Source organism: Georgenia sp. SYP-B2076 (genome assembly GCF_003991205.1).
Lineage (GTDB): Bacteria > Actinomycetota > Actinomycetes > Actinomycetales > Actinomycetaceae > Georgenia.
In genome coordinates this window covers 1-22376 of the sequence record NZ_RXOZ01000013.1, presented here as the reverse complement: position 1 = coordinate 22376, position 22376 = coordinate 1, and the positions used below count along the sequence as shown (strand labels likewise).

The window sequence follows — 22376 nt, the reverse complement described above, 5'->3', positions numbered from 1 at the left end:
GGCCCCGTCAGGCGGTGGCCGGCCGGCCCTGCTGCACGTACTTGACGAGCTCGTCCCGCTCGCCCTCGAGCTCGTCCAGGCGCTGCTTGACGATGTCGCCGATGCTCACGATCCCCACGAGGCGTCCGTCGACGACCACCGGCAGGTGCCGCACCCGGCGGTCTGTCATCGTGCGCGCGAGGGACTCGAGATCGTCCTCCGGGGCGCAGGTGACCACCTCGGCGGACATGAGGTCGCGGACGTGCGCCCCCAAGGACGCCGAGCCGTCCCGGAGGTGCAGCACGATGTCGCGCTCGCTGACGATGCCGTCGACGCGCGAGCCGTCGTCGGAGACGACCACGGCGCCGATGCGGCGGGTGGCAAGAAGGTCGAGCAGCTCCGCCAGGGTCGCGTCGCTGCGGATCGTGGTCACGGTCGCGCCCTTGCGCCGGAGCACCTCTGAGATTCGCATGCCCGACGGTACTGCGAACCGCCGCTCTGGGCCAGGACATGGCGCTGCGGAGGCCGGCTGGGGCGCCCGGAGGGCTGCCGGTCGACGACCCGCCCTCGCGGGGCAGGGCCTGCGCCACCCGTTGACCGCGCCCCCGGCGAGCGGGATCATCCCGGCATGAGCGTCGTCCCGATCCCGCCGCACACCCGCTGGGTCGGTGACCCGCGCGGCGGCGGGCGCGGCCTCCGGGTCTCGTCCCACGCCGCGGCGGGCGTGCTCGTGCTGAGCGTCTGGCGGGCGGACGAGTGCGTCGCCACCGTGCGGCTGCGGCCCGACGAGGCCGCCGCGCTGGTCAGCGGCGTGGTCGAGGGCCTCGCGGATCTCACGCAGGGGACGACCGCCACGCGTGACGTCTCCTAGCCGCGGCGCCCGTGCCACGATGAGTTGATGAGGCTCTTCGTCGCCCTCGCGCTGCCCGCCGACGTGCAGGCGCACCTCGACCTGGCGGTGGGGGCGATGTGGCCGGATGGCGCGGTGGACGACCCGCGGCGCGGGCCCCAGCCGCTGCGCTGGGTGCCGCTCGACCAGCGCCACGTGACCCTGGCCTTCTACGGGGAGGTGCCCGACGGCGTGCTGCCGGAGGTGGAGGTCTCGCTCGGCGAGGCGGCGGCGCGCTTCGCCCCGCTGCGCCTGGAGCTGCGGGGCGCCGGGGTGTTCTCCCACCGGACCCTGTGGGTGGGCGTGCACCAGCCGGCGGACGGCGGGGCGAGTGGGGACGACGCGACCTCGGACGGCGGCGTGGTCGGGGGCGCGGTCGGGGGCGTGGGCGCGGCCGGTGACGCGGGAGCGGTCGGCGGCCCGGTGAGCGAGGACGGCCTCGTCCGCCTCATGTCCGCCTGCGAGGACGCCGGCGAGCCGTTCGCCCGCGTCGAGCGGCGCGACCGGCACCGGGCCCACGTGACCATCGCCCGGCTCAGCGCACGGCGGCCCGCCTCCGACGAGCTCGCGAGCCGGGCGCACGCCCTGTCCGTGTACGCGGGGCCGCCGTGGACCGCCACGGAGGTCGACCTGGTGGCCTCGCGGCCCGGTGCGGGCAAGAGCGGCGGCCCGCTCTACGAGGTGCTCGCGCGGTTCCCGCTCGGCGGGACGGCCGGCGACGAGGCCCGCACCCCCCGCCCGCCGGCCGGCTGAGTGCGGGCCCCGGCAGGCGCCGCACGCCGACGATGACGTACGCGGGGCCCTGGCGCGCCGCTCCTCGGGCGCCCTAGGCTGGCAGCCCGCCGGCGCACCGTGGCGCCGGCGCCACGGAGGAGGCAGCCATGTCCGGTCGTGTGGTGCACTTCGAGATCCCGTTCGACGACGCCGAGCGCGCGCGCAGGTTCTACAGCGAGGCCTTCGGCTGGCAGATGCAGGGGATGCCCGAGCTCGACTACACGGTGGTCTCCACCGGGCCCTCGGCGCCGGACGGCGGCATGCCCGCGGAACCGGGGTACATCGGCGGCGGGATGATGCAGCGGCAGGAGCCGGTCCGTTCCCCCGTCGTGGTCATCGACGTCGACGACATCGACTCGGCGCTCGAGAAGGTCGCCTCCCTCGGCGGGTCGACCGTGGTGCCCAGGCAGCCCATCGGCGACATGGGTTACTCGGCGTACTTCAAGGACAGCGAGGGCAACCTCGTCGGGCTCTGGCAGAACGCGACCCCGGGCGCCTGAGAGCCGCGGACCCGGGCCGCGCCGCGACGGCGCGACCCGGCTTCGCCGCGACGGCGCGACCCGGCGCCGCCGGCTTCCGTGAGAGCATGGCGGCGTGCGCCGCGTCGTCGTCGTGCCCGGCCGCGCCGGGCGATTTACCGGGCCCGCCCAGGGCCCGGTCTGACGCGTCTGCAAGACCCTTCCGTGCCCGGGCGGGCGCCCGAACTAGACTGACCCGCTGGCGGAGCGCCGACCGATCGCGCGCGCCGCCGCCCCGACCCGCCCGGAAGGTACGCATGACCTCCTCAGACCCTGCCCCGATCTCCCCGCTCGACGAGACGGCCGTCGCCGCCGCCGTCGAGCACGGCCTCGCCGCCGTCGCCGCCGCCGCCACCCTCGAGCAGCTCAAGGAGGCGCGCCTCGCCCACACCGGCGACCGCAGCCCCCTCGCCCTGGCCAACCGGGCCATCGGCGGGCTGGACAACACGGACAAGGCGGCCGCCGGCAAGCTCGTCGGCCAGGCGCGGGGACGGCTGGGCAAGGCCATCGCCGCCCGGCAGGCCGAGCTCGAGATCGAGCGCGACGAGCTGGTCCTGCGCACCGAGACCGTCGACGTCACACTGCCCACCACCCGCGACCCGCGGGGCGCCCGCCACCCCCTCGAGACGCTCATGGAGGACGTCTCCGACTTCTTCGTCGCCATGGGCTGGGAGATCGCCGAGGGCCCCGAGGTCGAGCACGAGTGGTTCAACTTCGACGCCCTGAACTTCGGCGCCGACCACCCGGCGCGCCAGATGCAGGACACCTTCTACGTCGAGGCCCCCGGCGACGGCGCGACCTCCGGCCTGGTGCTGCGCACGCACACCTCCCCGGTGCAGGCCCGCACCTTGCTCGCCCGGGACCTGCCCGTCTACATCGCGTGCCCCGGCAAGGTCTTCCGCACCGACGCGCTCGACGCCACGCACACCCCCGTCTTCCACCAGGTCGAGGGGTTGGCCGTGGACAAGGGGCTGACGATGGCGCACCTCAAGGGCACCCTCGACCACTTCGCCCGCGCCATGTTCGGCCCGGAGGCGCGCACCCGCCTGCGGCCGAGCTTCTTCCCGTTCACCGAGCCGAGCGCCGAGATGGACCTGTGGTTCCCGCAGAAGAAGGGCGGCCCGGGCTGGATCGAGTGGGGCGGCTGCGGGATGGTCAACCCGCAGGTCCTCATCGCCGCCGGGATCGACCCTGACGTCTACTCCGGCTTCGCGTTCGGCATGGGCATCGAGCGGACCCTCATGCTCCGCCACGGTATCGCCGACATGCACGACATGGTCGAGGGTGACGTGCGCTTCTCTCTCCAGTTCGGCACCACCGGAAGGGGCAACTGACATGCCGTACGTCCCGCTGACCTGGCTCGCCGAGCACACCCAGGTGCCCGCCGGCACCACCGCCGCGCAGCTCGCCGCCGCCCTCGTCAAGGTCGGACTCGAGGAGGAGCGCATCGTCGAGCCCTCCGTGACCGGCCCCCTCGTGGTCGGCCGCGTGCTCTCCGTCCTCAAGGAGGAGCAGACGAACGGCAAGACGATCAACTACTGCCGCGTCGACGTCGGGCCGGAGCACAACGACGCCCCCGGCACGGGCAAGGAGCCCGCGGAGGTGCCCAGCCGCGGCATCATCTGCGGCGCGCACAACTTCACCGAGGGCGACCACGTCGTCGTCGCGCTGCCCGGCGCCGTCCTGCCCGGCCCGTTCCCCATCGCCTCGCGCAAGACGTACGGGCACCTCTCCGACGGCATGATCTGCTCCGCCCGCGAGCTCGGGCTCGGGGAGGACCACTCCGGCATCATCGTCCTCGAGGAGCTGCTCGGCGCCGACCACGTGCCCGCCGTCGGCACCGACGCCCTCGCGCTGCTCGGCCTGGCCGCGGAGGTCCTCGAGATCAACGTGACCCCCGACCGCGGGTACTGCTTCGCCATGCGCGGCGTGGCCCGGGAGTACTCGCACTCCACCGGGGCCGCCTTCACGGACCCCGCCCTGCCCGAGAACCTCCCGTGCACGCTGCCGGCCCCGACCGCGGACGGCTTCGCCGTCGAGGTCGACGACGCCGCGCCGCTCAACGGCGCGGCGGGCTGCGACCGGTTCGTCACCCGCGTCGTGCGCGGCGTCGACCCCGCCGCGCCGACCCCGGCGTGGATGAAGGAGCGCCTCACCCAGGCCGGCATGCGCCCGATCTCCCTGGCCGTGGACGTGACCAACTACGTCATGCTCGACCTGGGACAGCCCCTGCACGCGTACGACCTCGGGCTCGTCAGCGCCCCGATCATCGTGCGGCGCGCGCGGGCGGGGGAGAGGCTCACCACCCTCGACGACGTCTCCCGCGCCCTCGACCCCGAGGACCTCCTCATCACGGACTCGCCCGACGGCGCGCGCGGCTCCCGCGTGCTCGGCCTGGCCGGCGTCATGGGCGGGGCCTCCACCGAGGTCGGCCCCGCCACCACCGACGTGCTCGTGGAGTCCGCCCACTTCGACCCCGTCACCGTGGCCCGCACGGCACGGCGCCACCGGCTTCCCAGCGAGGCCGCCAAGCGGTTCGAGCGCGGCGTCGACACGGCGCTGCAGGCCGTCGCCGCCCAGCGCGTGGTGGACCTCCTCGTGGATCACGGGGGCGGCAGCGCGGACCCGGCCGTGAGCGACCTCGACGCCACCACGGCGCCGGCCCCGATCGACTTCGACCCCGCCGAGGCCTCCCGGCTCGTCGGCGTCGACTACCCGCGCGAGCAGGTGCTGGGCATCCTCCGCGAGATCGGTTGCACCGTCACGGCCAACGCCGACGGCGACCGGACGCTGGCCGCCGACGGCGCCGACGACGCCCTGCCCACCGTCACCGTCACCCCGCCGACCTGGCGCCCCGACCTCACCGGCCCGGCCCACCTCGTCGAGGAGGTCGCCCGCCTGGCGGGCTACGACGCGATCCCCTCGGTGCTGCCCGCCGCCCCCGCCGGGCGGGGGCTGACGGCGGACCAGCGCCGGCGCCGGGACGTGGCCCGGGCCCTGGCCGAGCACGGCCTCACGCAGGTGCTCTCCTACCCCTTCATCGGCGACGTCCACGACCGCATGGGCCTGCCCGCCGACGACCGGCGGCGCCGGGCTCTGCGCCTGGTCAACCCGCTCGCCGACGACGCCCCGGCGCTGCGCACCTCGCTCCTGGACACCCTGCTCGACACCGCGCGCCGCAACGTCAGCCGCGGCACGTCCGAGCTCGCCGTCTTCGAGATCGGACTGGTCACCCGGCCGGACGGGACGACCGCCGCCGCGGCGCCCGGCGTGGACCGCCGGCCCACGGACGCCGAGATCGCCGGCCTGCTCGCCGGCGTCCCCGCCCAGCCCCGGCACGTCGCCGGCGTCCTGGCGGGGCAGCGGGTCCCGGACGGGGTCTGGGGCCCCGGCCGCCCGAGCGACTGGGCGGACGCGGTCGAGGCCGCCCGGGTCGCGGCGCGCACCGTGGGCGTGGACCTCGCCGTGCGCGCGGGCGACGTCGCCCCGTGGCACCCCGGCCGGTGCGCCGAGCTCGTCCTCGGCTCCGGCGCGGGGAAGCAGGTGGTCGGCCACGCAGGCGAGCTCCACCCGAACGCCTGCGCCGCGCTCGAGCTCCCGGCCCGCGCCGCGGCCTTCGAGCTCGACCTCGACGCCGTGCTGGCCGCTGCGGCGGGCGAGCCCGAGCAGGTCGCGCCCGTCTCCACGTTCCCCCTCGCCAAGGAGGACGTCGCGCTCGTCGTCGACGCGGACGTGCCCGCCGCCGAGGTGCTCGCCGCGGTGCGCGAGGGCGCCGGCGAGCTCGCCGAGGAGGTCCGCCTCTTCGACGTCTACACCGGCGACCAGCTGGGGGAGGGCAAGAAGTCCCTCGCCTTCGCCCTGCGGCTGCGGGCCGCGGACCGCACGCTGACGGCCGAGGAGACCGCGGCCATCCGCGAGAGCATCGTCCGGACCGCCGGCGCCCGCGTGGGCGCCGTGCTGCGCAGCTGATGTCCGTGCCCGTCCCCGGCGGGCGGCAGGGCCCGCCCGCCGGGCAGGCCCTGCCGCCCGCGCGCACCGCACTCGTCACGGGCGCGTCGCGCGGCATCGGGCGCGCCCTCGCGGTCGGCCTGGCCCGGGCGGGGCTCGACGTCGCCGTCCTGGCCCGCGACGCCGAGCGCCTGACCGAGGTCGCGGAGGAGATCCGCGGCCTCGGGCACCGCGCGGTGGTGGCGCCGGCGGACGTGACGGACGCCGACGCCGTCGCCGCCGCGGCCCGGGCGGCGGAGGCCGGGCTCGGGTCGATCGACCTGCTCGTCAACGGCGCCGGCCGCATCGACGCCGAGGTGCCGCTGTGGGAGGCCGACCCCGACGAGTGGTGGTCGGTGGTGGAGACCAACGTCCGCGGGCCCTTCCTGCTGGCCCGCGCCGTCGTGCCCGGCATGCTGGCCCGGGGCGGGGGACGGGTGGTGGATCTCAGCTCCGGGGCCGGCACCCGGGACAACGCCGACGCCACCGCCTACAACGTCTCCAAGACGGCGCTCTTCCGGATCGGCGGCAGCCTCCACGAGGCGGGCTTCGCCCGCGGCCTGCGCGCCTTCGAGGTGGCGCCCGGCGTGGTGGTGACCGACATGACGCGCTCGATGCGGGCGCACGAGCACCGCACCGAGTGGACCGACGTGGCCGAGGTGGTCGAGCTGGTCGTCGTCATCGCGCGGGGCGGGCTGGACGACCTGTCCGGGCGCTACCTCCGCGCCGGCACCGACACCGCGGCGTCGCTGCGCTTCCTCGCCTCCCTGGGACGGGCGGACGACGACGCCCGCCGGCTGCGGGTGCGTGACTGGTCGCGGTGACCGCGGGGACATTGGTCCCTCGATCTTTGCCGCCCCGCTGGCGAGGCTGGGAAGATGAAGATTCTCGTCGTCGTCGCGTCCAAGCACCAGACCACGGCCGAGATCGGCGACGCGATCGTCGAGGAGCTGCGCGCCGCCGGCCACCAGGCCCGGCGCGTCGCCCCGGCGGACGTGCGCTCGCTCGCCGGCATCGACGCCGTCGTCCTCGGCTCGGCGGTCTACATGACCCAGTGGATGGAACCGATGCGCGCCCTCGTCGCGGACCGCGCCGAGGAGCTCCGCCGGCTGCCGGTGTGGGTCTTCTCCTGCGGCCTCGCCGGGCTGGCGTCCGGCCAGGTGCAGGATCCCGCCCGGGCCTCGGGACTGATCCGCCAGCTCGACCCCGTGGCGGTCACGACCTTCAAGGGGCGCCTGGACGCGGCCACGCTCGGCCTGCGCGAGCGGGCCGTCACGCGGATGGGAGGCGCGGCGGAGGGCGACTACCGCGAGTGGGACACGATTCGCGCGTGGGCACGCGGCATCGCGGCGCACCTCGGCGAGCGGCTGGCCGAGGCCGGCTGAGGCGGTCGCGCCCGGCTGAGGCGGGCCGGGCCGGCTGAGGCGGCCCGGCCCGGCGACCCGGGCGGGACCGCCTGCGACCCGCGCTACGGGACCAGCAGCACCTTGCCGGTGGTCGCGCGGCCCTCGAGCGCCTCGTGCGCGGCCGCCGCGTCCGCGAGGGGGAACTCCGCGCCGACGCGCACGTCCAGCGTGCCCGCCGAGACGGCGTCGAAGAGCTCCCCGGCCCGCCAGAGCAGCTCCTCCCGGTCCGCGACGTAGTGCCCCAGGGTGGGCCGCGTCAGGTAGAGCGAGCCCGCCGCGTTCAGCCGCTGCGGGTTGACGGGTGGGACCTGGCCGCTCGCCCCGCCGAAGAGCACGAGCATGCCGCGGCGGCGGATGGAGGCCAGGGAGGCGTCGAACGTGTCCTTGCCGACGCCGTCGTAGGCCACGTGCACGCCCTCGCCGCCGGTCATCTCGCGCACGAGCGCGGGCAGCTCGGTGGTGAGGTCGCCCAGCTCGGTGTAGCGGATCACCTCGGCGGCGCCGGCGCCGCGGGCGAGGGCCTCCTTCTCCGCGCTGCCCACGAGCCCGATCACGCGGGCGCCGCGCGCGACGGCGAGCTGGGTCAGGAGCAGCCCGACCCCGCCGGCTGCGGCGGTGAGCAGCAGCGTCTGGCCCGCCTGCACCGGGAACGTCGAGGCCACGAGGTAGTGGGCGGTCATGCCCTGCAGCGGCAGGGCCGCGGCCGTCCTCAGGTCCACCCCGGCCGGGACGGGCAGGGCGGCGTCGACCCGGACGACGACGCGCTCGGCATACGACCCGGGCGCCTCGGCCCAGGCCACGGCGTCCCCGACGGCGAACGTGTCGACACCCTCGCCCACCGACAGGACGGTGCCCGCCCCTTCGGAGCCCGGCACGTGCGGGAAGGGCATCGGGTACACGCCCGCCCGCTTGTACGTGTCGATGAAGTTCACCCCGGCCGCGGCGAGCTCCACCACGAGCTCGCCGGGCCCGGCGCTGGGCTCGGGCAGGTCGACGACGGACAGGACCTCGGGGCCACCGGCTTCGGTGGCGTGGATGGCACGCATGACGACCAGCATGGCCCCCGTGACCCGCCGGACAAAAATCCGGGGGGACCTGGTCCGGCGCGGGTCAGCGGGCGCCGGCGGCCAGCTCGAGCGCGACGTCGATGATCATGTCCTTCTAGCCGCCCACGTACCCGCGCTCGCCGACCTCGCGGAGGATGCCGTGGGCCGGCACGCCGTACCGGGCGGCGGCCCGCTCGGCGTGCAGCAGGAAGGAGTTGTAGACGCCGAAGCCACCCTGGACCATCGAGGACCGGTCGGCCACCGGCAGGCCGGGGGACCATCGGGCGGAGCACGTCTTCGGCGGCGGCGTGGCGGCCGGCGCGCCGCCCGCGCCCGTCGAGGCGGGGCCCCCCGCCTGACGCGGCGCGCCGCGCCTTCGCGCCACCACGTGATGCATGTTTGTGTATTGTTATGCAGGTGACTTTCACTGCAGCGGTGGCCGGCGCCTCCGGCTACGCCGGCGGCGAGGTGCTGCGCCTGCTCCTCGCCCACCCGGAGATCGAGATCGGCGCCGTCACGGCGCACGGCAACGCCGGCCAGCGTCTGGGGGAGCTGCACCCGCACCTGCTGCCCCTGGCCGACCGGGTGCTGGTCCCGACCGTCGCCGACGAGCTCGCGGGGCACGACGTCGTCTTCCTCGCCCTGCCCCACGGGAAGTCGGGGGAGCTGACCGCGGCCCTCGAGGCCGCCGGGTCCGGGGCGCTGGTGCTCGACTGCGGGGCGGACCACCGCCTCGCCGACGCCGCCGCGTGGGAGGAGTTCTACGGCAGCGCCCACGCCGGCACCTGGCCGTACGGGCTCCCCGAGCTGCTCCTCGCCGACCCGGCCACGGCGACCGGCGCGGCGGCTCCCGCTGGCGGGGCGGCACCCGCGAGTGCGGCGACCCCCGCCGGTGCGGCGGCACCCGCGCGGCAGCGGGACGTCCTGCGCGGCGCCCGGCACGTGGCCGTGCCCGGCTGCAACGTCACCGCCGTCACCCTCGCGCTGCAGCCCGGCGTGGCTGCTGGCGTGGTCGACCCCGCCGACGTCGTCGCGGTGCTGGCCGTCGGCTACTCCGGGGCCGGCAAGGCCGCCAAGACGCACCTGCTCGCCGCCGAGGCCCTCGGCTCGCTGGCGCCCTACGCGGTGGGCGGGACCCACCGGCACGTCCCCGAGATCGAGCAGAACCTCCGCGCCGCCGGTGCCGGGCGCGTGGGCCTGTCCTTCACCCCCGTGCTCGCGCCAGTCTCGCGGGGCATCCTCGCCACCGTCACCGCGCCCCTGGCCGCCGGCGCGGACCCCGCCGCGGTGCGGGCGGCGTGGGAGGCCGCCTACGCCGACGAGCCGTTCGTCCACCTCCTCCCGGCGGGCAGCTGGCCCACCACCGCGATGGTCACCGGCGCCAACACCGCCGCCGTGCAGGTCACCGTGGACAAGCGCGCCGGCCGGGTGGTGGCCGTGTGCGCCATCGACAACCTCGTCAAGGGCACGGCGGGCGCCGCCGTGCAGTCCATGAACCTCGCCCTCGGCCTGCCCGAGACGACGGGCCTGACCACCGTGGGAGTCGCCCCGTGAGCATCACCGCCCCGCTCGGGTTCCGCGCCGCCGGCGTGACCGCCGGGCTGAAGGCCTCCGGCCGCCCCGACGTCGCGCTCGTCGTCAACGACGGCCCCGAGCACGTGACCGCCGGCGTCTTCACGTCCAACCGCATCGTGGCGGCCCCCGTGCTGTGGTCCCGCACCGCCGTCGGCGACGGCGTGGCCCACGCCGTCGTCCTCAACTCCGGCGGCGCGAACGCCTGCACCGGATCCGAGGGCTTCGCGGACGCCCACCGCACCGCCGAGCACGTCGGCGAGGTGCTCGGGGTCTCGCCCGGCGACGTCGTGGTGTGCTCCACCGGCCTGATCGGCGAGCGCCTCGACATGCCCGCGCTGCTGGGCGGCGTCGACGCGGCGGCCGCGGCCCTGGGCCGGGGCGGCGGGGAGGACGCCGCGCACGCGATCATGACCACCGACACCGTCCCCAAGCAGGTCCTGGTCCGCCGTCCCGGCGCCGCCGGGGCGCCGCCGTGGTCCGTCGGCGGGATGGCCAAGGGCGCCGGCATGCTGGCCCCCGGCCTGGCGACGATGCTGTGCGTGCTCACCACCGACGCCGCCGTCGACCCCGAGAACGCCGACGCCGCCCTGCGCGCGGCGACCGCGGTCACCTTCGACCGGGTCGACTCCGACGGCTGCATGTCCACCAACGACACCGTCGTGCTCCTGGCCTCCGGGGCGTCCGGCGCCCGGGTGGGCGCCGACGCCCTCACGGAGGCGCTGACCGAGGCGTGCGCCTCCCTGGCGCGGGCGCTGGTGGCCGACGCCGAGGGCGCGTCCCACGACATCGCCGTGACCGTGCGGGGCGCGACCACCGAGGCAGCAGCGGTGGCCGTGGCCCGCGCGGTGACCCGGTCGAACCTGTTCAAGGCCGCAGTCTTCGGCAACGACCCGAACTGGGGCCGGGTGCTCTCCGCCGTCGGCACGGTCCCCGCCCAGGTCGCACCGTTCGAGGCCGACGAGGTCGACGTGTCCATCAACGGCGTCATGGTCTGCCGGGGCGGAGGCGTGGGGGAGGACCGCGCCGGGGTGGACCTCGCCGCCGCCCGGGAGGTCCACGTCGACGTCGACCTGCACGCCGGCGACGCCGGGGCGACGGTGTGGACCAACGACCTCACCCACGACTACGTCCACGAGAACAGCGCGTACGCGACATGAGCGAGACCAGGCCGGTGGGACCCAGCCTCCACCTCGACACGCAGACGGACCTCTACCCGTACCAGAAGGCCGAGGTCCTCATCCAGGCGCTGCCGTGGCTGCAGCACTTCTCCGGCGCCCGCGTGGTGATCAAGTACGGCGGCAACGCCATGGTCGACGAGCGGCTCAAGCGCGCCTTCGCGCAGGACGTCTCCTTCCTCCACCAGGTGGGCCTGCGCCCGGTCGTCGTGCACGGCGGCGGGCCGCAGATCTCCCACATGCTCCAGCGCGTGGGCCTGGAGTCCGAGTTCCGCGGCGGGCTGCGCGTGACCACCCCCGAGGTCATGGCCGTGGTCCGCATGGTGCTCACCGGGCACGTGCAGCGTGAGCTCGTCAGCCTCCTCAACGTCGACGTCGCCCACGCGGTGGGCCTCTCGGGCGAGGACGGGCAGCTGCTGCGCGCCGAGCGCCGGCCCGCCATGGTGGACGGCGAACCGGTCGACATCGGGCTCGTCGGCGACGTCGTCGCCGTCGACCCCAAGGCCGTGGAGGACCTCCTCGACGCCGGGCGCATCCCCGTGGTCTCGACGGTGGCCGTGGACGCCGCCGACCCCGGGCAGGTCCTCAACGTCAACGCCGACACCGCGGCCGCGGCGCTCGCGGTCGCGCTCGGCGCCACCAAGCTGGTCGTGCTCACCGACGTCGAGGGCCTCTACGCCAGCTGGCCGGACCGGTCCTCGCTGATCAGCCAGCTCACCGCGAGCGAGCTGGAGCCCATGCTGGGCTCCCTGGAGTCGGGGATGGTGCCGAAGATGGAGGCCTGCCTCCGGGCCGTGCGCGGCGGCGTGGCCCAGGCCCACGTGATCGACGGGCGCAAGGAGCACTCGATGCTCCTGGAGATCTTCACCGACGCCGGCGTGGGCACCCTCGTGGTGCCCGACCCGGCCGGACCGAGCGGGACCGAGGGAGACTCATGAGCGGGAACGTGACGGGCGACGGCGCACGCATGGCGGCGCGCGGCGCGGCGGGCAACGCGGCGTGGACCGAGCGCTACCGCGGCGCGGTGATGAACACCTTCGGCGACCCGCAGCGCGTGCTGGTGCGCGGCGAGGGTCCCTACGTGTGGGACGCGGACGGCCGCCGCTACCTCGACCTGCTCGGCGGCATCGCCGTCAACGCCCTGGGCCACGCCCACCCCGCGCTCGTGGCCGCCGTCGCCGACCAGGTGGCCACGCTCGGGCACGTCTCGAACTTCTTCACCACCCCCGCGCAGGTCACCCTGGCCGAGAAGCTCCTCGAGATCGTGAGCCCGGGCGGCGCGCCGGCCGGCTCCCGGGTGTTCCTCGCCAACTCGGGCACGGAGGCCAACGAGGGCGCGCTGAAGCTGGCCCGCCGCCACGGCGGCCCCGCCCGCCCCCGCGTCCTCGCCCTCGAGGGCGCCTTCCACGGTCGCACCATGGGGGCGCTCGCCCTGACCCACAAGGCCGCCTACCGCGAACCCTTCGAGCCGCTGCCCGGGGGAGTGGAGTTCCTGCCCTTCGGCGACGTCGCCGCGCTCGAGGCCGCGATGGGCGACGACGTCGCCGCGGTGTTCCTCGAGCCGATCCAGGGCGAGGCCGGGGTCCGCGCCCTGCCCGAGGGCTACCTCGCCCGGGCCCGCGCCCTGACCACGGCGCACGGCGCCCTGCTGATCCTCGACGAGGTCCAGTCCGGGATGGGACGCACCGGCACCTGGATGGCCCACCACCTCGGCCACATCGGCGGCGGCGTCGTCCCCGACGTCGTCACCCTGGCCAAGGGGCTGGGCGGCGGCGTGCCGATCGGCGCCGTCGTCGCGCTGGGCACCGACGCCGCGACCCTCCTCGGGCCCGGCCAGCACGGCACGACCTTCGGCGGCAACCCGCTCGCCTCCGCCGCGGCGCTGGCGGTCATCGACGTCATCGAGCGCGAGGACCTGCGTGCGCACGCCGCCGACCTCGGCGCGGACCTGCGCGCCCGGCTGTCCGCCGTCGACGGCGTGACGGCGGTGCGCGGGGAGGGCCTGCTCATCGCGGCCCAGCTCGCCGGCCCGGTGGCCAAGGAGGCCGCGGCGGCGCTCCTCGCGGCCGGGTTCATCGTCAACCCCGTCCGGGAGGACACGCTGCGGCTCGCCCCGCCGCTGATCCTGACCGCCGAGCAGGCGGGCACCTTCGTCGCGGCGCTGCCCGCGGCGCTGGCGTCCGCGGCGACCGCGGCCCGGGACCGGTCATGACGGGGGCGACGGCGGACCGGGCCGTGGGCGGGAGCGACGCCGCCGCGGGCCGCGAGGACGGGCCGGACCGCGACGCCGCCGCGGGCCGCGAGGACGGGCCGGGGGCCGGCGGGACGGTGGCGGCCACCAAGGCGGGCCGGCACGCGCTGATCGCCCAGATCCTCGGCCACTCCGCCGTCCGGTCGCAGACCGAGCTGCGCGCCGCCCTGGCCGACCACGGCGTCCGCACCACCCAGGCCACGCTCTCGCGCGACCTGGACGAGCTGCGCGCCCAGAAGGTCCGGGGCCCGGACGGCGAGCAGATCTACGCGCTGCCCGCGGAGGGGACCGCCACGCCCCCCGGCCCCGCCGCGTGGGGGACCGGCGAGCAGGAGCAGATCGCCGCGCGCCTGCAGCGCTGGTGCGCCGAGGTGCTCGTCACCGCGGACACGACCGCCAACCAGGTCGTGCTGCGCACCCCGCCGGGCGCCGCCCAGCTGCTGGCCTCGGCGATCGACCACTCCGTGCTGCCGGGCGTGCTCGGCTGCATCGCCGGGGACGACACCGTCCTGGTCCTCACGCGCGACATCGCCAGCGCCGAGGCCCTGACCCACCGACTCCTCGACCTCGCGCGCCGAGGCCGAGCCCAGCCCGGCACCGGACCGGGCGAGACCAGCACCTACTCACCCCCTGCCCCCGCCGGCGCCAGCCCCGCGGGACCGAACGACCCAGGAGAGACCACCGATGACTGAGAACACCCCCCCCGCCGGCACGAAGGACCGGGTCGTCCTGGCCTACTCCGGTGGCCTGGACACCTCCGTGGCGATCGGCTGGATCGGTGAGCGCACCGGTGCCGAGGTCATCGCCGTCGCCGTCGACGTCGGCCAGGGCGGGGAGGACCTGGAGGTCGTGCGCCAGCGGGCGCTGGACTGCGGCGCCGTCGAGGCGTACGTGGCCGACGCGCGCGACGAGTTCGCCGAGGAGTACTGCATGCCCGCGCTGCGCGCCAACGCCCTGTACATGGACTCCTACCCGCTGGTCTCGGCGCTCTCGCGCCCCGTGATCGTCAAGCACCTCGTGAAGGCGGCGCGCCAGTTCGGTGCGGGCACCGTCGCCCACGGCTGCACGGGCAAGGGCAACGACCAGGTGCGCTTCGAGGTGGGCATCACCTCCCTCGCGCCGGACCTGAAGTGCATCGCCCCCGTGCGTGACCTCGCCCTGACGCGCGACGTCGCCATCGAGTACGCCAACAAGCACAAGCTGCCGATCGAGACGACCAAGCACAACCCGTTCTCGATCGACCAGAACGTGTGGGGCCGCGCCATCGAGACCGGCTTCCTCGAGGACATCTGGAACGAGCCCACCAAGGACGTCTACAGCTACACCGACGACCCCACGTACCCGCCGCTGCCGGACGAGGTCGTCCTCACGTTCAAGGAGGGCATCCCCGTCGCCATCGACGGTCGCCCCGTGACGCCGCTGCAGGCCATCCAGGAGATGAACCGCCGCGCCGGCGCGCAGGGCATCGGCCGCATCGACATCGTCGAGGACCGCCTGGTCGGCATCAAGTCCCGCGAGGTCTACGAGGCCCCCGGCGCGATGGCCCTGGTCGCCGCCCACAAGGAGCTCGAGAACGTCACCATCGAGCGCGAGCAGGCACGGTTCAAGAAGACCGTCGGCCAGCGCTGGACCGAGCTCGTCTACGACGGCCAGTGGTTCTCCCCGCTGAAGCGCTCCCTGGACGCCTTCGTCGACGACACCCAGCGCTACGTCTCCGGCGAGATCCGCATGGTCCTGCACGGCGGCCGCGCCACCGTCACCGGCCGGCGCAGCGAGCAGAGCCTGTACGACTTCAACCTCGCGACCTACGACACCGGCGACGCCTACGACCAGTCGCAGGCCAAGGGCTTCATCGAGATCTTCGGGCTGACCACCAAGCTCTCGGCCGCCCGCGACGTGAAGTTCGGCAACGGCGTGTCCTTCGGCGAGGGCAGCCTCTCCGCCCGGTAGGGGCCCGGCCCGGCGCCGCGCCGGCAGTGAACAGGGCCCCCGCTCGTCCGAGCGGGGGCCCTGTTCACTGCTGGGGCGCCGGCGCGCCCGTGCTCAGGCCATCGTCGCGACGAGCACGGCCTTGATCGTGTGCATGCGGTTCTCCGCCTGGTCGAAGACGACCGACGCCGCCGACTCGAAGACCTCGTCGGTCACCTCGAGGGCATCCATGCCGGTGCGCTCGTAGATCTCCCGCCCGACCGCCGTGCCCAGGTCGTGGAACGCGGGCAGGCAGTGCATGAACTTCACGTCCGGGTTGCCGGTCGCGGCCATGAGACCGGCGTTGACCTGGTAGTCGCGCAGCAGCGCGATCCGCTCGTCCCAGGCCTCCTTCTTCTCGCCCATGGACACCCACACGTCGGTGGAGACGAAGTCCACGCCCCGCACGCCCGCCGCGACGTCGTCGGTCACGCTCAGCCGGGCCCCGGTGCGCTCCGCGACCCCCTCCGCCAGGGCCACGACGGCCGGCTCGGGCTGCAGGCCGGCGGGCGCGACGAGGCGGACGTCCATGCCGAGGATGGCCCCCGACACGAGGAGGGAGTGGGCGGTGTTGTTGCGGGCGTCGCCGACGTAGGCGAACGCGATCTCCTCGTCACGCTTGCGGCGCCCGCCCGTCACGGGGGCGTGCTCCCGCATCGTCAGCTGGTCCGCCAGCATCTGCGTCGGGTGCCACTCGTCGGTCAGCCCGTTGAAGACCGGCACGCCCGAGAACTCGGCGAGGGTCTCGACGTCGGCCTGACGTGCGCCGCGGTACTCGATGCCGTCGAAGAACCGGCCAAGCACGCGGGCGGTGTCCTTGACCGACTCCTTGTGGCCGATCTGCGAGGCCGTCGGGTCCAGGAAGGTCACGTGCGCGCCCTGGTCGTGGGCGGCGACCTCGAAGGCGGTGCGCGTACGGGTGGAGGTCTTCTCGAAGATCAGTGCGATGTTCTTCCCGGCGAGCCGGCGCTCCTCCGTCCCGGCCCGCTTCGCGGCCTTGAGCTCGGCCGCCAGGTCGAGCAGCGAGCGCCACTCCTCGGTGGTGAAGTCCAGCTCCTTGAGGAAGCTCCGTCCGCGCAGGTCGCTGGTCACGCCCGATACCCCTGTTCTTCTGTCGTCAGATGCCTTCGCGAATGGTAGGACAGCTCATGCAGTGGGGGCCGCCGCGTCCGCGCCCGAGCTCCCCGCCCGGCACGGCGAGCACCTCGACGCCCATCTGGCGCAGGTAGGCGTTGGCGGTGGCGTTGCGGTCGTAGGTCACCACGACGCCGGGGGCGAGGGCGAGCGCGTTGCACCCGTCGTCCCACTGCTCCCGGGCGGCGGTGTGGGCGTCCTGCTCGGGCGTGAGGAAGCGGACGTCGACCCCCATGGCCTCGGCGATCACGGCGTGCATGAGGTCTGGCTCCTCGGCCCGCATCCGCAGCTCGCCGGGCGCGGCGCCGGGCGTGATCGTGTACGACGGCAGCATGCCCAGGCCCGCGTACTTGATGAAAGAGTGGGCGTCGACCATCGTCATGACCGTGTCCAGGTGCATGAACTGACGCGCCTTCGGCATGGTCAGCGCGACGACACGGTCGGCAGTGCCGCCGGCGAACAGCCTGGCGGCGAGGCGCTCGACCGCCTGCGGGGTGGTGCGCTCACCCATCCCGACCAGGACCGCGCCGTCGCCCAGGACCAGGACGTCCCCGCCCTCCACGGCGGGCGCGCCGAGCGCCGGGGCGGCGGACCAGCGCTGGAACGTGGCGCCCGCGAAGCGGGGGTGCCAGCTGTAGATGGCGTCGTAGTGCACCGACTCCCGCACGCGGGCCTGCCTGCGCATCGCGCTCAGGGCGACGCCGTCGTAGACCCACGACGACGTGTCGCGCGTGAAGAGGTGGTTGGGCAGCGGGGAGAGCACCAGGTCGTCGAGCCCGAGGCCGTGCATGACCACGGACCGCGGCTCGGGGATGCGCTCGAGCACCTCCCGCTTGGTGAGCCCGCCGATCAGGGCGGTCGCCAGGTCGGCGTCGTCCATGGCCGCGGCCATCGCGTGCAGCGCCGGGGCGGCACCCCGGCCGTGGCTGCGCTCGTCGAAGGTGCGGTCGAGGATGTGGTGCTTGGCCTCGGGGACCGCGAGGGTCTCGCGCAGCAGGTCCGCGAGCAGCAGCACCTCGACGCCCGCGTCCGCGAGGACCGCGGAGAACTGGTCGTGCTCCTCCTGCGCGCGGCGCACCCACAGCAGGTCGTCGAAGAGCAGGTGGTCCATGTTCTGCGGCGTCAGCCGCTGCAGCTCCGGGCCGGGGCGGTGGAGGATGACCTGGTGGAGCTGACCGACCTCCGACCCCACCCCGAGGGCGCGCGTCTTCTGGATGACCGGGGCGGCCCGGTTCTTCGACGGCATGAGCACCTCGCACTGGCTTGACGACGGCGGCAGCACGCTCACCGTCTCACGCGCCGCCCGCGCGCGAAAGCGAACGGGTCGGACACCGGCCCCGGTGCGCCGGGCCGGACGCTGGACGCATGTGCGTGCGGCGCCCGGTTCGCGGCAAGATCGCTGTCATGGACACCTCCGCCGACTCCGCGCAGCCCGACGCCCCCGCCCCCGAGGGCGCAGGTGAGCACCTCAGCCTGTGGGGTGGGCGCTTCGCCGGTGGCCCCGCCGACGCCCTCGCCGCGCTGAGCAGGTCCACCCACTTCGACTGGCGGCTGGCGCGCTACGACATCGCCGGGTCCCGTGCCCACAGCCGGGTGCTGCACAGCGCCGGTCTCCTCCATGACGAGGAGCTCGCCGGCATGCTCGACGCCCTGGACCGCCTCGACGCCGACGTCGCCGCCGGCGCCTTCGCCCCCGCGCCGGACGACGAGGACGTGCACACCGCCCTGGAGCGCGGCCTCATCGAGCGGGCGGGCGCCCAGCTCGGCGGGAAGCTGCGCGCGGGCCGCTCCCGCAACGACCAGGTCGCCACCCTCGTGCGCATGTACCTGCGCGACTCCGCCCGCCAGCTCGGCGCCGGCGTGCTCGACGTCGTCGACGCCCTGGTGGCGCAGGCGGCGGCGCACCCGGATGCCGTCATGCCCGGCCGCACGCACATGCAGCACGCCCAGCCGGTCCTGCTGGCGCACCACCTGCTCGCCCACGCCTGGCCGCTGCTGCGCGATGTCCAGCGCTGGATCGACTGGGACGCCCGCGCGGCGGTCTCGCCCTACGGGTCGGGCGCGCTGGCGGGCTCCTCCCTGGGCCTCGACCCCGACGCCGTCGCCGCCGACCTCGGCTTCGACGCCTCGGTGGAGAACTCCATCGACGGCACGGCCTCGCGCGATGTCGTCGCGGAGTTTGCCTTCGTCGTCGCGATGACGGGGGTGGACCTCTCGCGCCTCAGCGAGGAGATCGTGGTCTGGGCGACCAAGGAGTTCGGGTTCGTACGGCTCGACGACGCCTTCTCCACCGGGTCGAGCATCATGCCGCAGAAGAAGAACCCCGACGTCGCCGAGCTCGCCCGCGGCAAGGCCGGGCGGCTCATCGGCGACCTCACCGGGCTCCTCGCGACGCTCAAGGGCCTCCCGCTTGCCTACAACCGGGACCTGCAGGAGGACAAGGAGCCGGTGTTCGACGGCGTGGACACCCTCGACGTGCTCCTGCCCGCGGTGGCCGGCATGGTCGCGACGCTCACGTTCGACACCGCGCGGATGGCCGAGCTCGCGCCCCAGGGGTTCTCCCTGGCGACGGACGTGGCCGAGTGGCTCGTGCGGCAGGGCGTGCCCTTCCGCGTCGCCCACGAGGTCGCGGGCGCCTGCGTGCGCGAGTGCGAGGCCCAGGGCAAGGAGCTGTGGGACCTCACCGACGCCGAGCTGGCGGCGATCAGCGAGCACCTCACCCCGGCGGTGCACGAGGTCCTGACCGTCGAGGGGTCGATCTCCTCCCGGGACGGGCACGGCGGCACCGCCCCGGTGCGCGTGGTCGAGCAGCTCGCCCGGGCGGCGGACCTCGCCGCGGACCTGCGCCGGTGGTCGGAGGGCGACGAGGAGGAGGCCGCCGGGGCCGGCGTCGCCGGGGCCGAGGGTGGTGCCGTCCGGGCGTGACCGGTCATGACGACGGCGCCGCCGCCCACCGGACGGTCGACGAGCGCTGGGAGCCGCTGCTGCGGCGCCCGGCCCTCGAGGTGGCGCCCCGCCTCCTCGGCGCCGTCCTGACCGTCCGCGGCGCCCCGGGGGAAGAGGAGCGAGAGGACGCGGTGGCGGTGCGCCTCACGGAGGTGGAGGCGTACGCCGGCGAGGTGGACCCCGGCTCACACGCCTACCGCGGACCGACGGCGCGCACCGCCCCCATGTTCGCGGCCGGCGGCCGGCTGTACGTGTACTTCACCTACGGGATGCACTGGTGCGCCAACATCGTCTGCGGCTCCGAGGGCACCGCCTCCGCCGTCCTGCTGCGCGGCGGCGAGATCGTGGCCGGGCACGACCTGGCGCGGTCACGGCGCACGGCCGCGCGAAGCGACCGGGACCTGGCGCGAGGTCCCGCCCGGCTGGCCCAGGCGCTGGGCCTCACGGGCGCGGACAGCGGTCTGGTGCTCGCCGCCGGCGGGCGGGCGGAGCTGGAGCTGGGCGCGCCCGTCCCCGCGGACCGGCTGCGCTCCGGTCCGCGGGTGGGCGTGGCGGGCGCCGGCGGCGACGCCGCGACGTTCCCGTGGCGGTACTGGCTCGACGGCGAGCCCACGGTCTCGGCGTACCGCCCGGCGACGCGGCGGCGAGGCTGAGCGAGCAGGTGCGCGGGAGTCGCGGCCGGGGAGTCGCGGCCGTGCGGACCGATGCACGGCGTGAGGCCTCGGCGCGGCACACTGGTAGCCGTGCCCGGGGCCTGACCCGGGCACTGAGACGGAAGGCAGAAGAGTGACAGACATCCTCGACGAGCTCCAGTGGCGGGGCCTCCTGGCCCAGTCCACCGACATCGACGCCCTGCGTGCGGTGCTGGCCGAGGGACCGATCACCTTCTATTGCGGGTTCGACCCCACAGCCCGGAGCCTGCACATCGGCAACCTCGTCCAGATCCTCACCGTGCGACGCCTGCAGCTCGCCGGTCACAAGCCCCTCGCGCTGGTCGGCGGCGCCACCGGCCTGATCGGCGACCCCAAGATGACGGGCGAGCGCACGCTGAACGAGCGCGAGGTCGTGGCGGACTGGGTCGAGCGGATCCGCCGTCAGATCGAGCCGCTCCTCGACTTCGAGGGACCGTGGGCCGCGCGCATGGTCAACAACCTCGACTGGACGGCGAAGCTCTCGGCCATCGACTTCCTCCGCGACATCGGGAAGCACTTCCGGCTCGGCACGATGCTCGCCAAGGACACGGTGGCCCGGCGGCTCGCCAGCGACGACGGCATCTCCTTCACCGAGTTCAGCTACCAGATCCTCCAGGGCATGGACTACCTCGAGCTGCACCGCAGGTACGGCTGCGTGCTGGAGACTGGTGGCAACGACCAGTGGGGCAACCTGCTCTCGGGCGTCGAGCTGGTCCGCAAGGTGGAGGGCGTGACCGTCCACGCCATCACCACGCCGCTGATCACCAAGGCGGACGGCACCAAGTTCGGCAAGACGGAGTCGGGCACCGTCTGGCTCGACCCCGAGCTGACCAGCCCGTACGCCTTCTACCAGTTCTGGCTCAACACGGCGGACGCGGACGTCCTGCACTACCTCAAGGTCTTCACCTTCCGCAGCCGGGAGGAGCTGGCAACGCTGGAGGAGTCGGTCGCCGAGCGCCCGCAGTCCCGGGAGGCTCAGCACGCCCTCGCCGAGGACGTCACCACCCTGGTCCACGGAGCCGAGGCCACCGAGCGGGTGCAGCAGGCCTCCCAGGCGCTCTTCGGCCGCGACGACCTGCGCGCTCTCGACGCCGGCACCCTCCGTGACGCGGTCGCGGAGCTTCCCCGGGGTCAGGTGAGCGCGGGGGAGTCCACCATGGTCGACCTCCTCCTCGCCACAGGCCTGGAGAAGGGTCGTTCCGCCGCGCGCCGCACGATCGCGAGCGGCGGCGCCTACCTGAACAACGAGAAGATCGACGACGAGGACCGGGTGTTGGCGCCCGGCGACCTCCTAGCCGGGGGATACGTGCTGCTGCGGAAGGGCCGCCGGAACCTCGCCCTCGGACGGACGGACGGCGTCGTCGCCGACTGACCGGATGACGAAGTCGGTGCAGGCGCGGCCCCAGAACCATGGTTCTGGGGCCGCGCCTGCGGCCGTTGCGGGCCACGCTCCGGGCCGCCGGCGCTCCGCCCGAAAGGCGTGGCCGCTCCCGTAGCACGGGGGCACCCGACTGCCCCATGCAACTGCCGAGATGCGTCCGCAAGTCGACTCGCCCGCGCCCACCTGTGGGTCAGGTCTCGAAAGTTGCCGCACCCGCCAGGCGGGCCGCCGCGAGGGGCCTCGGGCAGCAAAGCCGCAGGTCAGAGTGGGTGCGCCGGCCACGAAACCTGCCCGAAACACGAAGTTGACTGTCCCCCGGGGCAGTCGTAGTGTTCTTCCTGCCGCACCGAACGGGGGGCACGGACGACAGGGACCATGAGGTCCCTAAGGCCGGACCCCGCGGAGCGGAACCTTGGATACTCGGCCGGTGGGAGATCACCGGGGAACGAGCGCCCGAGGGGCCAGGCAATTCGGCTTCGTCGAAAATCCACGGAAACCTCGGGGATTTGACGGAACGGGGTTGTGTGGTTAGGCTTGAGAGGTTGCCCCGGGACGGGTTCGGGTGTGGGTTGCCTGGGTTTCGTGCGGTGTGTGTCTGTTCTTTGAGAACTCAACAGTGTGCCAAGTTTTTGATGCCATATGGCTCTTGGCTGTT

General features: G+C 74.7%; 21 protein-coding genes. 16 read left to right on the top strand and 5 right to left on the bottom strand.

The genetic code is table 11. The features are described from left to right. Positions 1–7 precede the first annotated feature (7 nt). Complete coding sequence (locus EJK16_RS08305) at positions 8–451, bottom strand: CBS domain-containing protein (RefSeq protein WP_127128246.1); 444 nt, start codon at positions 449–451, stop codon at positions 8–10. Positions 452–607: 156 nt separating this feature from the next. On the opposite strand from EJK16_RS08305, the gene EJK16_RS08300 reads away from it, so the two are divergent. The 7 genes from EJK16_RS08300 (at position 608) to EJK16_RS08270 (ending at position 7532) form a co-directional block, all read left to right on the top strand. Continuing rightward, positions 608–850 (top strand): hypothetical protein, encoded by a 243-nt coding sequence (locus tag EJK16_RS08300; protein WP_127128244.1) that lies wholly within the window; start codon positions 608–610, stop codon positions 848–850. Between the two features lie 27 nt (positions 851–877). Then, positions 878–1621, top strand: coding sequence for a 2'-5' RNA ligase family protein (locus EJK16_RS08295; protein ID WP_127128242.1), 744 nt, complete (start codon positions 878–880; stop codon positions 1619–1621). A gap of 128 nt (positions 1622–1749) precedes the next feature. Continuing rightward, a complete protein-coding gene (locus EJK16_RS08290; RefSeq protein ID WP_127128240.1) occupies positions 1750–2142 on the top strand; it encodes a VOC family protein in 393 nt (130 codons plus the stop codon). Between the two features lie 275 nt (positions 2143–2417). Then, the gene (pheS, locus tag EJK16_RS08285) at positions 2418–3494 is read left to right on the top strand and encodes a phenylalanine--tRNA ligase subunit alpha (RefSeq protein ID WP_127128238.1); all 1077 of its coding nucleotides are present in this window, start codon (positions 2418–2420) and stop codon (positions 3492–3494) included. Between the two features lies 1 nt (position 3495). Next, complete coding sequence (gene pheT / locus EJK16_RS08280; protein ID WP_127128236.1) at positions 3496–6129, top strand: phenylalanine--tRNA ligase subunit beta; 2634 nt, start codon at positions 3496–3498, stop codon at positions 6127–6129. Beyond that, positions 6129–6971 carry an SDR family NAD(P)-dependent oxidoreductase gene (locus EJK16_RS08275; protein ID WP_127128234.1) on the top strand — a complete coding sequence of 281 codons (843 nt, stop codon included), beginning with the start codon at positions 6129–6131 and terminating at the stop codon, positions 6969–6971. The genes pheT and EJK16_RS08275 overlap by 1 nt, the downstream gene beginning before the upstream one ends. Positions 6972–7025: 54 nt before the next feature. Then, positions 7026–7532 (top strand): flavodoxin domain-containing protein, encoded by a 507-nt coding sequence (locus EJK16_RS08270; protein WP_127128232.1) that lies wholly within the window; start codon positions 7026–7028, stop codon positions 7530–7532. 83 nt (positions 7533–7615) lie between these two features. On the opposite strand, the gene EJK16_RS08265 is transcribed toward EJK16_RS08270, so the two are convergent. Together EJK16_RS08265 and EJK16_RS20135 are read right to left on the bottom strand one after the other, a co-directional pair. Then, positions 7616–8599 (bottom strand): quinone oxidoreductase, encoded by a 984-nt coding sequence (locus EJK16_RS08265; protein WP_127128230.1) that lies wholly within the window; start codon positions 8597–8599, stop codon positions 7616–7618. 115 nt (positions 8600–8714) lie between these two features. Continuing rightward, complete coding sequence (locus EJK16_RS20135) at positions 8715–8996, bottom strand: hypothetical protein (RefSeq protein ID WP_240645875.1); 282 nt, start codon at positions 8994–8996, stop codon at positions 8715–8717. 20 nt (positions 8997–9016) lie between these two features. On the opposite strand from EJK16_RS20135, the gene EJK16_RS08255 reads away from it, so the two are divergent. From EJK16_RS08255 to EJK16_RS08230, 6 genes are read left to right on the top strand one after another with little or no spacing between them, the layout of a single operon-like run. Next, complete coding sequence (locus EJK16_RS08255) at positions 9017–10153, top strand: N-acetyl-gamma-glutamyl-phosphate reductase (protein ID WP_127128228.1); 1137 nt, start codon at positions 9017–9019, stop codon at positions 10151–10153. Beyond that, positions 10150–11331, top strand: coding sequence for a bifunctional glutamate N-acetyltransferase/amino-acid acetyltransferase ArgJ (gene argJ / locus EJK16_RS08250; protein WP_127128226.1), 1182 nt, complete (start codon positions 10150–10152; stop codon positions 11329–11331). Before EJK16_RS08255 ends, argJ begins: the two co-directional genes overlap by 4 nt. Further along, positions 11328–12287, top strand: coding sequence for an acetylglutamate kinase (gene argB / locus EJK16_RS08245; RefSeq protein WP_127128224.1), 960 nt, complete (start codon positions 11328–11330; stop codon positions 12285–12287). Before argJ ends, argB begins: the two co-directional genes overlap by 4 nt. Next, a complete protein-coding gene (locus EJK16_RS08240) occupies positions 12284–13561 on the top strand; it encodes an acetylornithine transaminase (protein ID WP_127128222.1) in 1278 nt (425 codons plus the stop codon). Before argB ends, EJK16_RS08240 begins: the two co-directional genes overlap by 4 nt. Next, positions 13558–14292, top strand: a complete 735-nt coding sequence (locus EJK16_RS20130; RefSeq protein WP_127128220.1) for an ArgR family transcriptional regulator — start codon at positions 13558–13560, stop codon at positions 14290–14292. The genes EJK16_RS08240 and EJK16_RS20130 overlap by 4 nt, the downstream gene beginning before the upstream one ends. After that, positions 14285–15550: an argininosuccinate synthase gene (locus EJK16_RS08230; RefSeq protein WP_127128218.1), complete on the top strand. Its 1266-nt coding sequence runs from the start codon at positions 14285–14287 to the stop codon at positions 15548–15550. The genes EJK16_RS20130 and EJK16_RS08230 overlap by 8 nt, the downstream gene beginning before the upstream one ends. A gap of 93 nt (positions 15551–15643) precedes the next feature. On the opposite strand, the gene argF is transcribed toward EJK16_RS08230, so the two are convergent. Next, positions 15644–16660 (bottom strand): ornithine carbamoyltransferase, encoded by a 1017-nt coding sequence (gene argF / locus EJK16_RS08225; RefSeq protein ID WP_127128216.1) that lies wholly within the window; start codon positions 16658–16660, stop codon positions 15644–15646. A 25-nt stretch (positions 16661–16685) separates the two neighbouring features. Further along, on the bottom strand, positions 16686–17948 hold the full coding sequence (locus tag EJK16_RS08220; protein WP_127128214.1) for an arginine deiminase: 1263 nt from the start codon (positions 17946–17948) through the stop codon (positions 16686–16688). A 158-nt stretch (positions 17949–18106) separates the two neighbouring features. Here EJK16_RS08220 and argH point away from each other — a divergent pair, with 158 nt between their 5' ends. The 3 genes from argH to tyrS all read left to right on the top strand — a co-directional run bounded on the left by argH (position 18107) and on the right by tyrS (position 21712). Continuing rightward, entirely contained in the window at positions 18107–19627 is a 1521-nt protein-coding gene (argH, locus tag EJK16_RS08215; protein ID WP_205739669.1) for an argininosuccinate lyase, read from the top strand. Continuing rightward, on the top strand, positions 19624–20301 hold the full coding sequence (locus tag EJK16_RS08210) for a DNA-3-methyladenine glycosylase (RefSeq protein WP_127128210.1): 678 nt from the start codon (positions 19624–19626) through the stop codon (positions 20299–20301). Before argH ends, EJK16_RS08210 begins: the two co-directional genes overlap by 4 nt. A gap of 133 nt (positions 20302–20434) precedes the next feature. Then, entirely contained in the window at positions 20435–21712 is a 1278-nt protein-coding gene (gene tyrS, locus EJK16_RS08205) for a tyrosine--tRNA ligase (RefSeq protein ID WP_127128208.1), read from the top strand. Positions 21713–22376 lie beyond the last annotated feature (664 nt).

Bases quoted from the DNA above. Each gene is read 5' to 3' on its own strand.
- EJK16_RS08305 (WP_127128246.1), bottom strand. From the start codon at position 451: ATGCGAATCTCAGAGGTGCTCCGGCGCAAGGGCGCGACCGTGACCACG.
- EJK16_RS08300 (WP_127128244.1), top strand. From the start codon at position 608: ATGAGCGTCGTCCCGATCCCGCCGCACACCCGCTGGGTCGGTGACCCG.
- EJK16_RS08295 (WP_127128242.1), top strand. From the start codon at position 878: ATGAGGCTCTTCGTCGCCCTCGCGCTGCCCGCCGACGTGCAGGCGCAC.
- EJK16_RS08290 (WP_127128240.1), top strand. From the start codon at position 1,750: ATGTCCGGTCGTGTGGTGCACTTCGAGATCCCGTTCGACGACGCCGAG.
- pheS (WP_127128238.1), top strand. From the start codon at position 2,418: ATGACCTCCTCAGACCCTGCCCCGATCTCCCCGCTCGACGAGACGGCC.
- pheT (WP_127128236.1), top strand. From the start codon at position 3,496: ATGCCGTACGTCCCGCTGACCTGGCTCGCCGAGCACACCCAGGTGCCC.
- EJK16_RS08275 (WP_127128234.1), top strand. From the start codon at position 6,129: ATGTCCGTGCCCGTCCCCGGCGGGCGGCAGGGCCCGCCCGCCGGGCAG.
- EJK16_RS08270 (WP_127128232.1), top strand. From the start codon at position 7,026: ATGAAGATTCTCGTCGTCGTCGCGTCCAAGCACCAGACCACGGCCGAG.
- EJK16_RS08265 (WP_127128230.1), bottom strand. From the start codon at position 8,599: ATGCGTGCCATCCACGCCACCGAAGCCGGTGGCCCCGAGGTCCTGTCC.
- EJK16_RS20135 (WP_240645875.1), bottom strand. From the start codon at position 8,996: ATGCATCACGTGGTGGCGCGAAGGCGCGGCGCGCCGCGTCAGGCGGGG.
- argB (WP_127128224.1), top strand. From the start codon at position 11,328: ATGAGCGAGACCAGGCCGGTGGGACCCAGCCTCCACCTCGACACGCAG.
- EJK16_RS08240 (WP_127128222.1), top strand. From the start codon at position 12,284: ATGAGCGGGAACGTGACGGGCGACGGCGCACGCATGGCGGCGCGCGGC.
- EJK16_RS20130 (WP_127128220.1), top strand. From the start codon at position 13,558: ATGACGGGGGCGACGGCGGACCGGGCCGTGGGCGGGAGCGACGCCGCC.
- EJK16_RS08230 (WP_127128218.1), top strand. From the start codon at position 14,285: ATGACTGAGAACACCCCCCCCGCCGGCACGAAGGACCGGGTCGTCCTG.
- EJK16_RS08220 (WP_127128214.1), bottom strand. From the start codon at position 17,948: ATGCCGTCGAAGAACCGGGCCGCCCCGGTCATCCAGAAGACGCGCGCC.
- argH (WP_205739669.1), top strand. From the start codon at position 18,107: ATGGACACCTCCGCCGACTCCGCGCAGCCCGACGCCCCCGCCCCCGAG.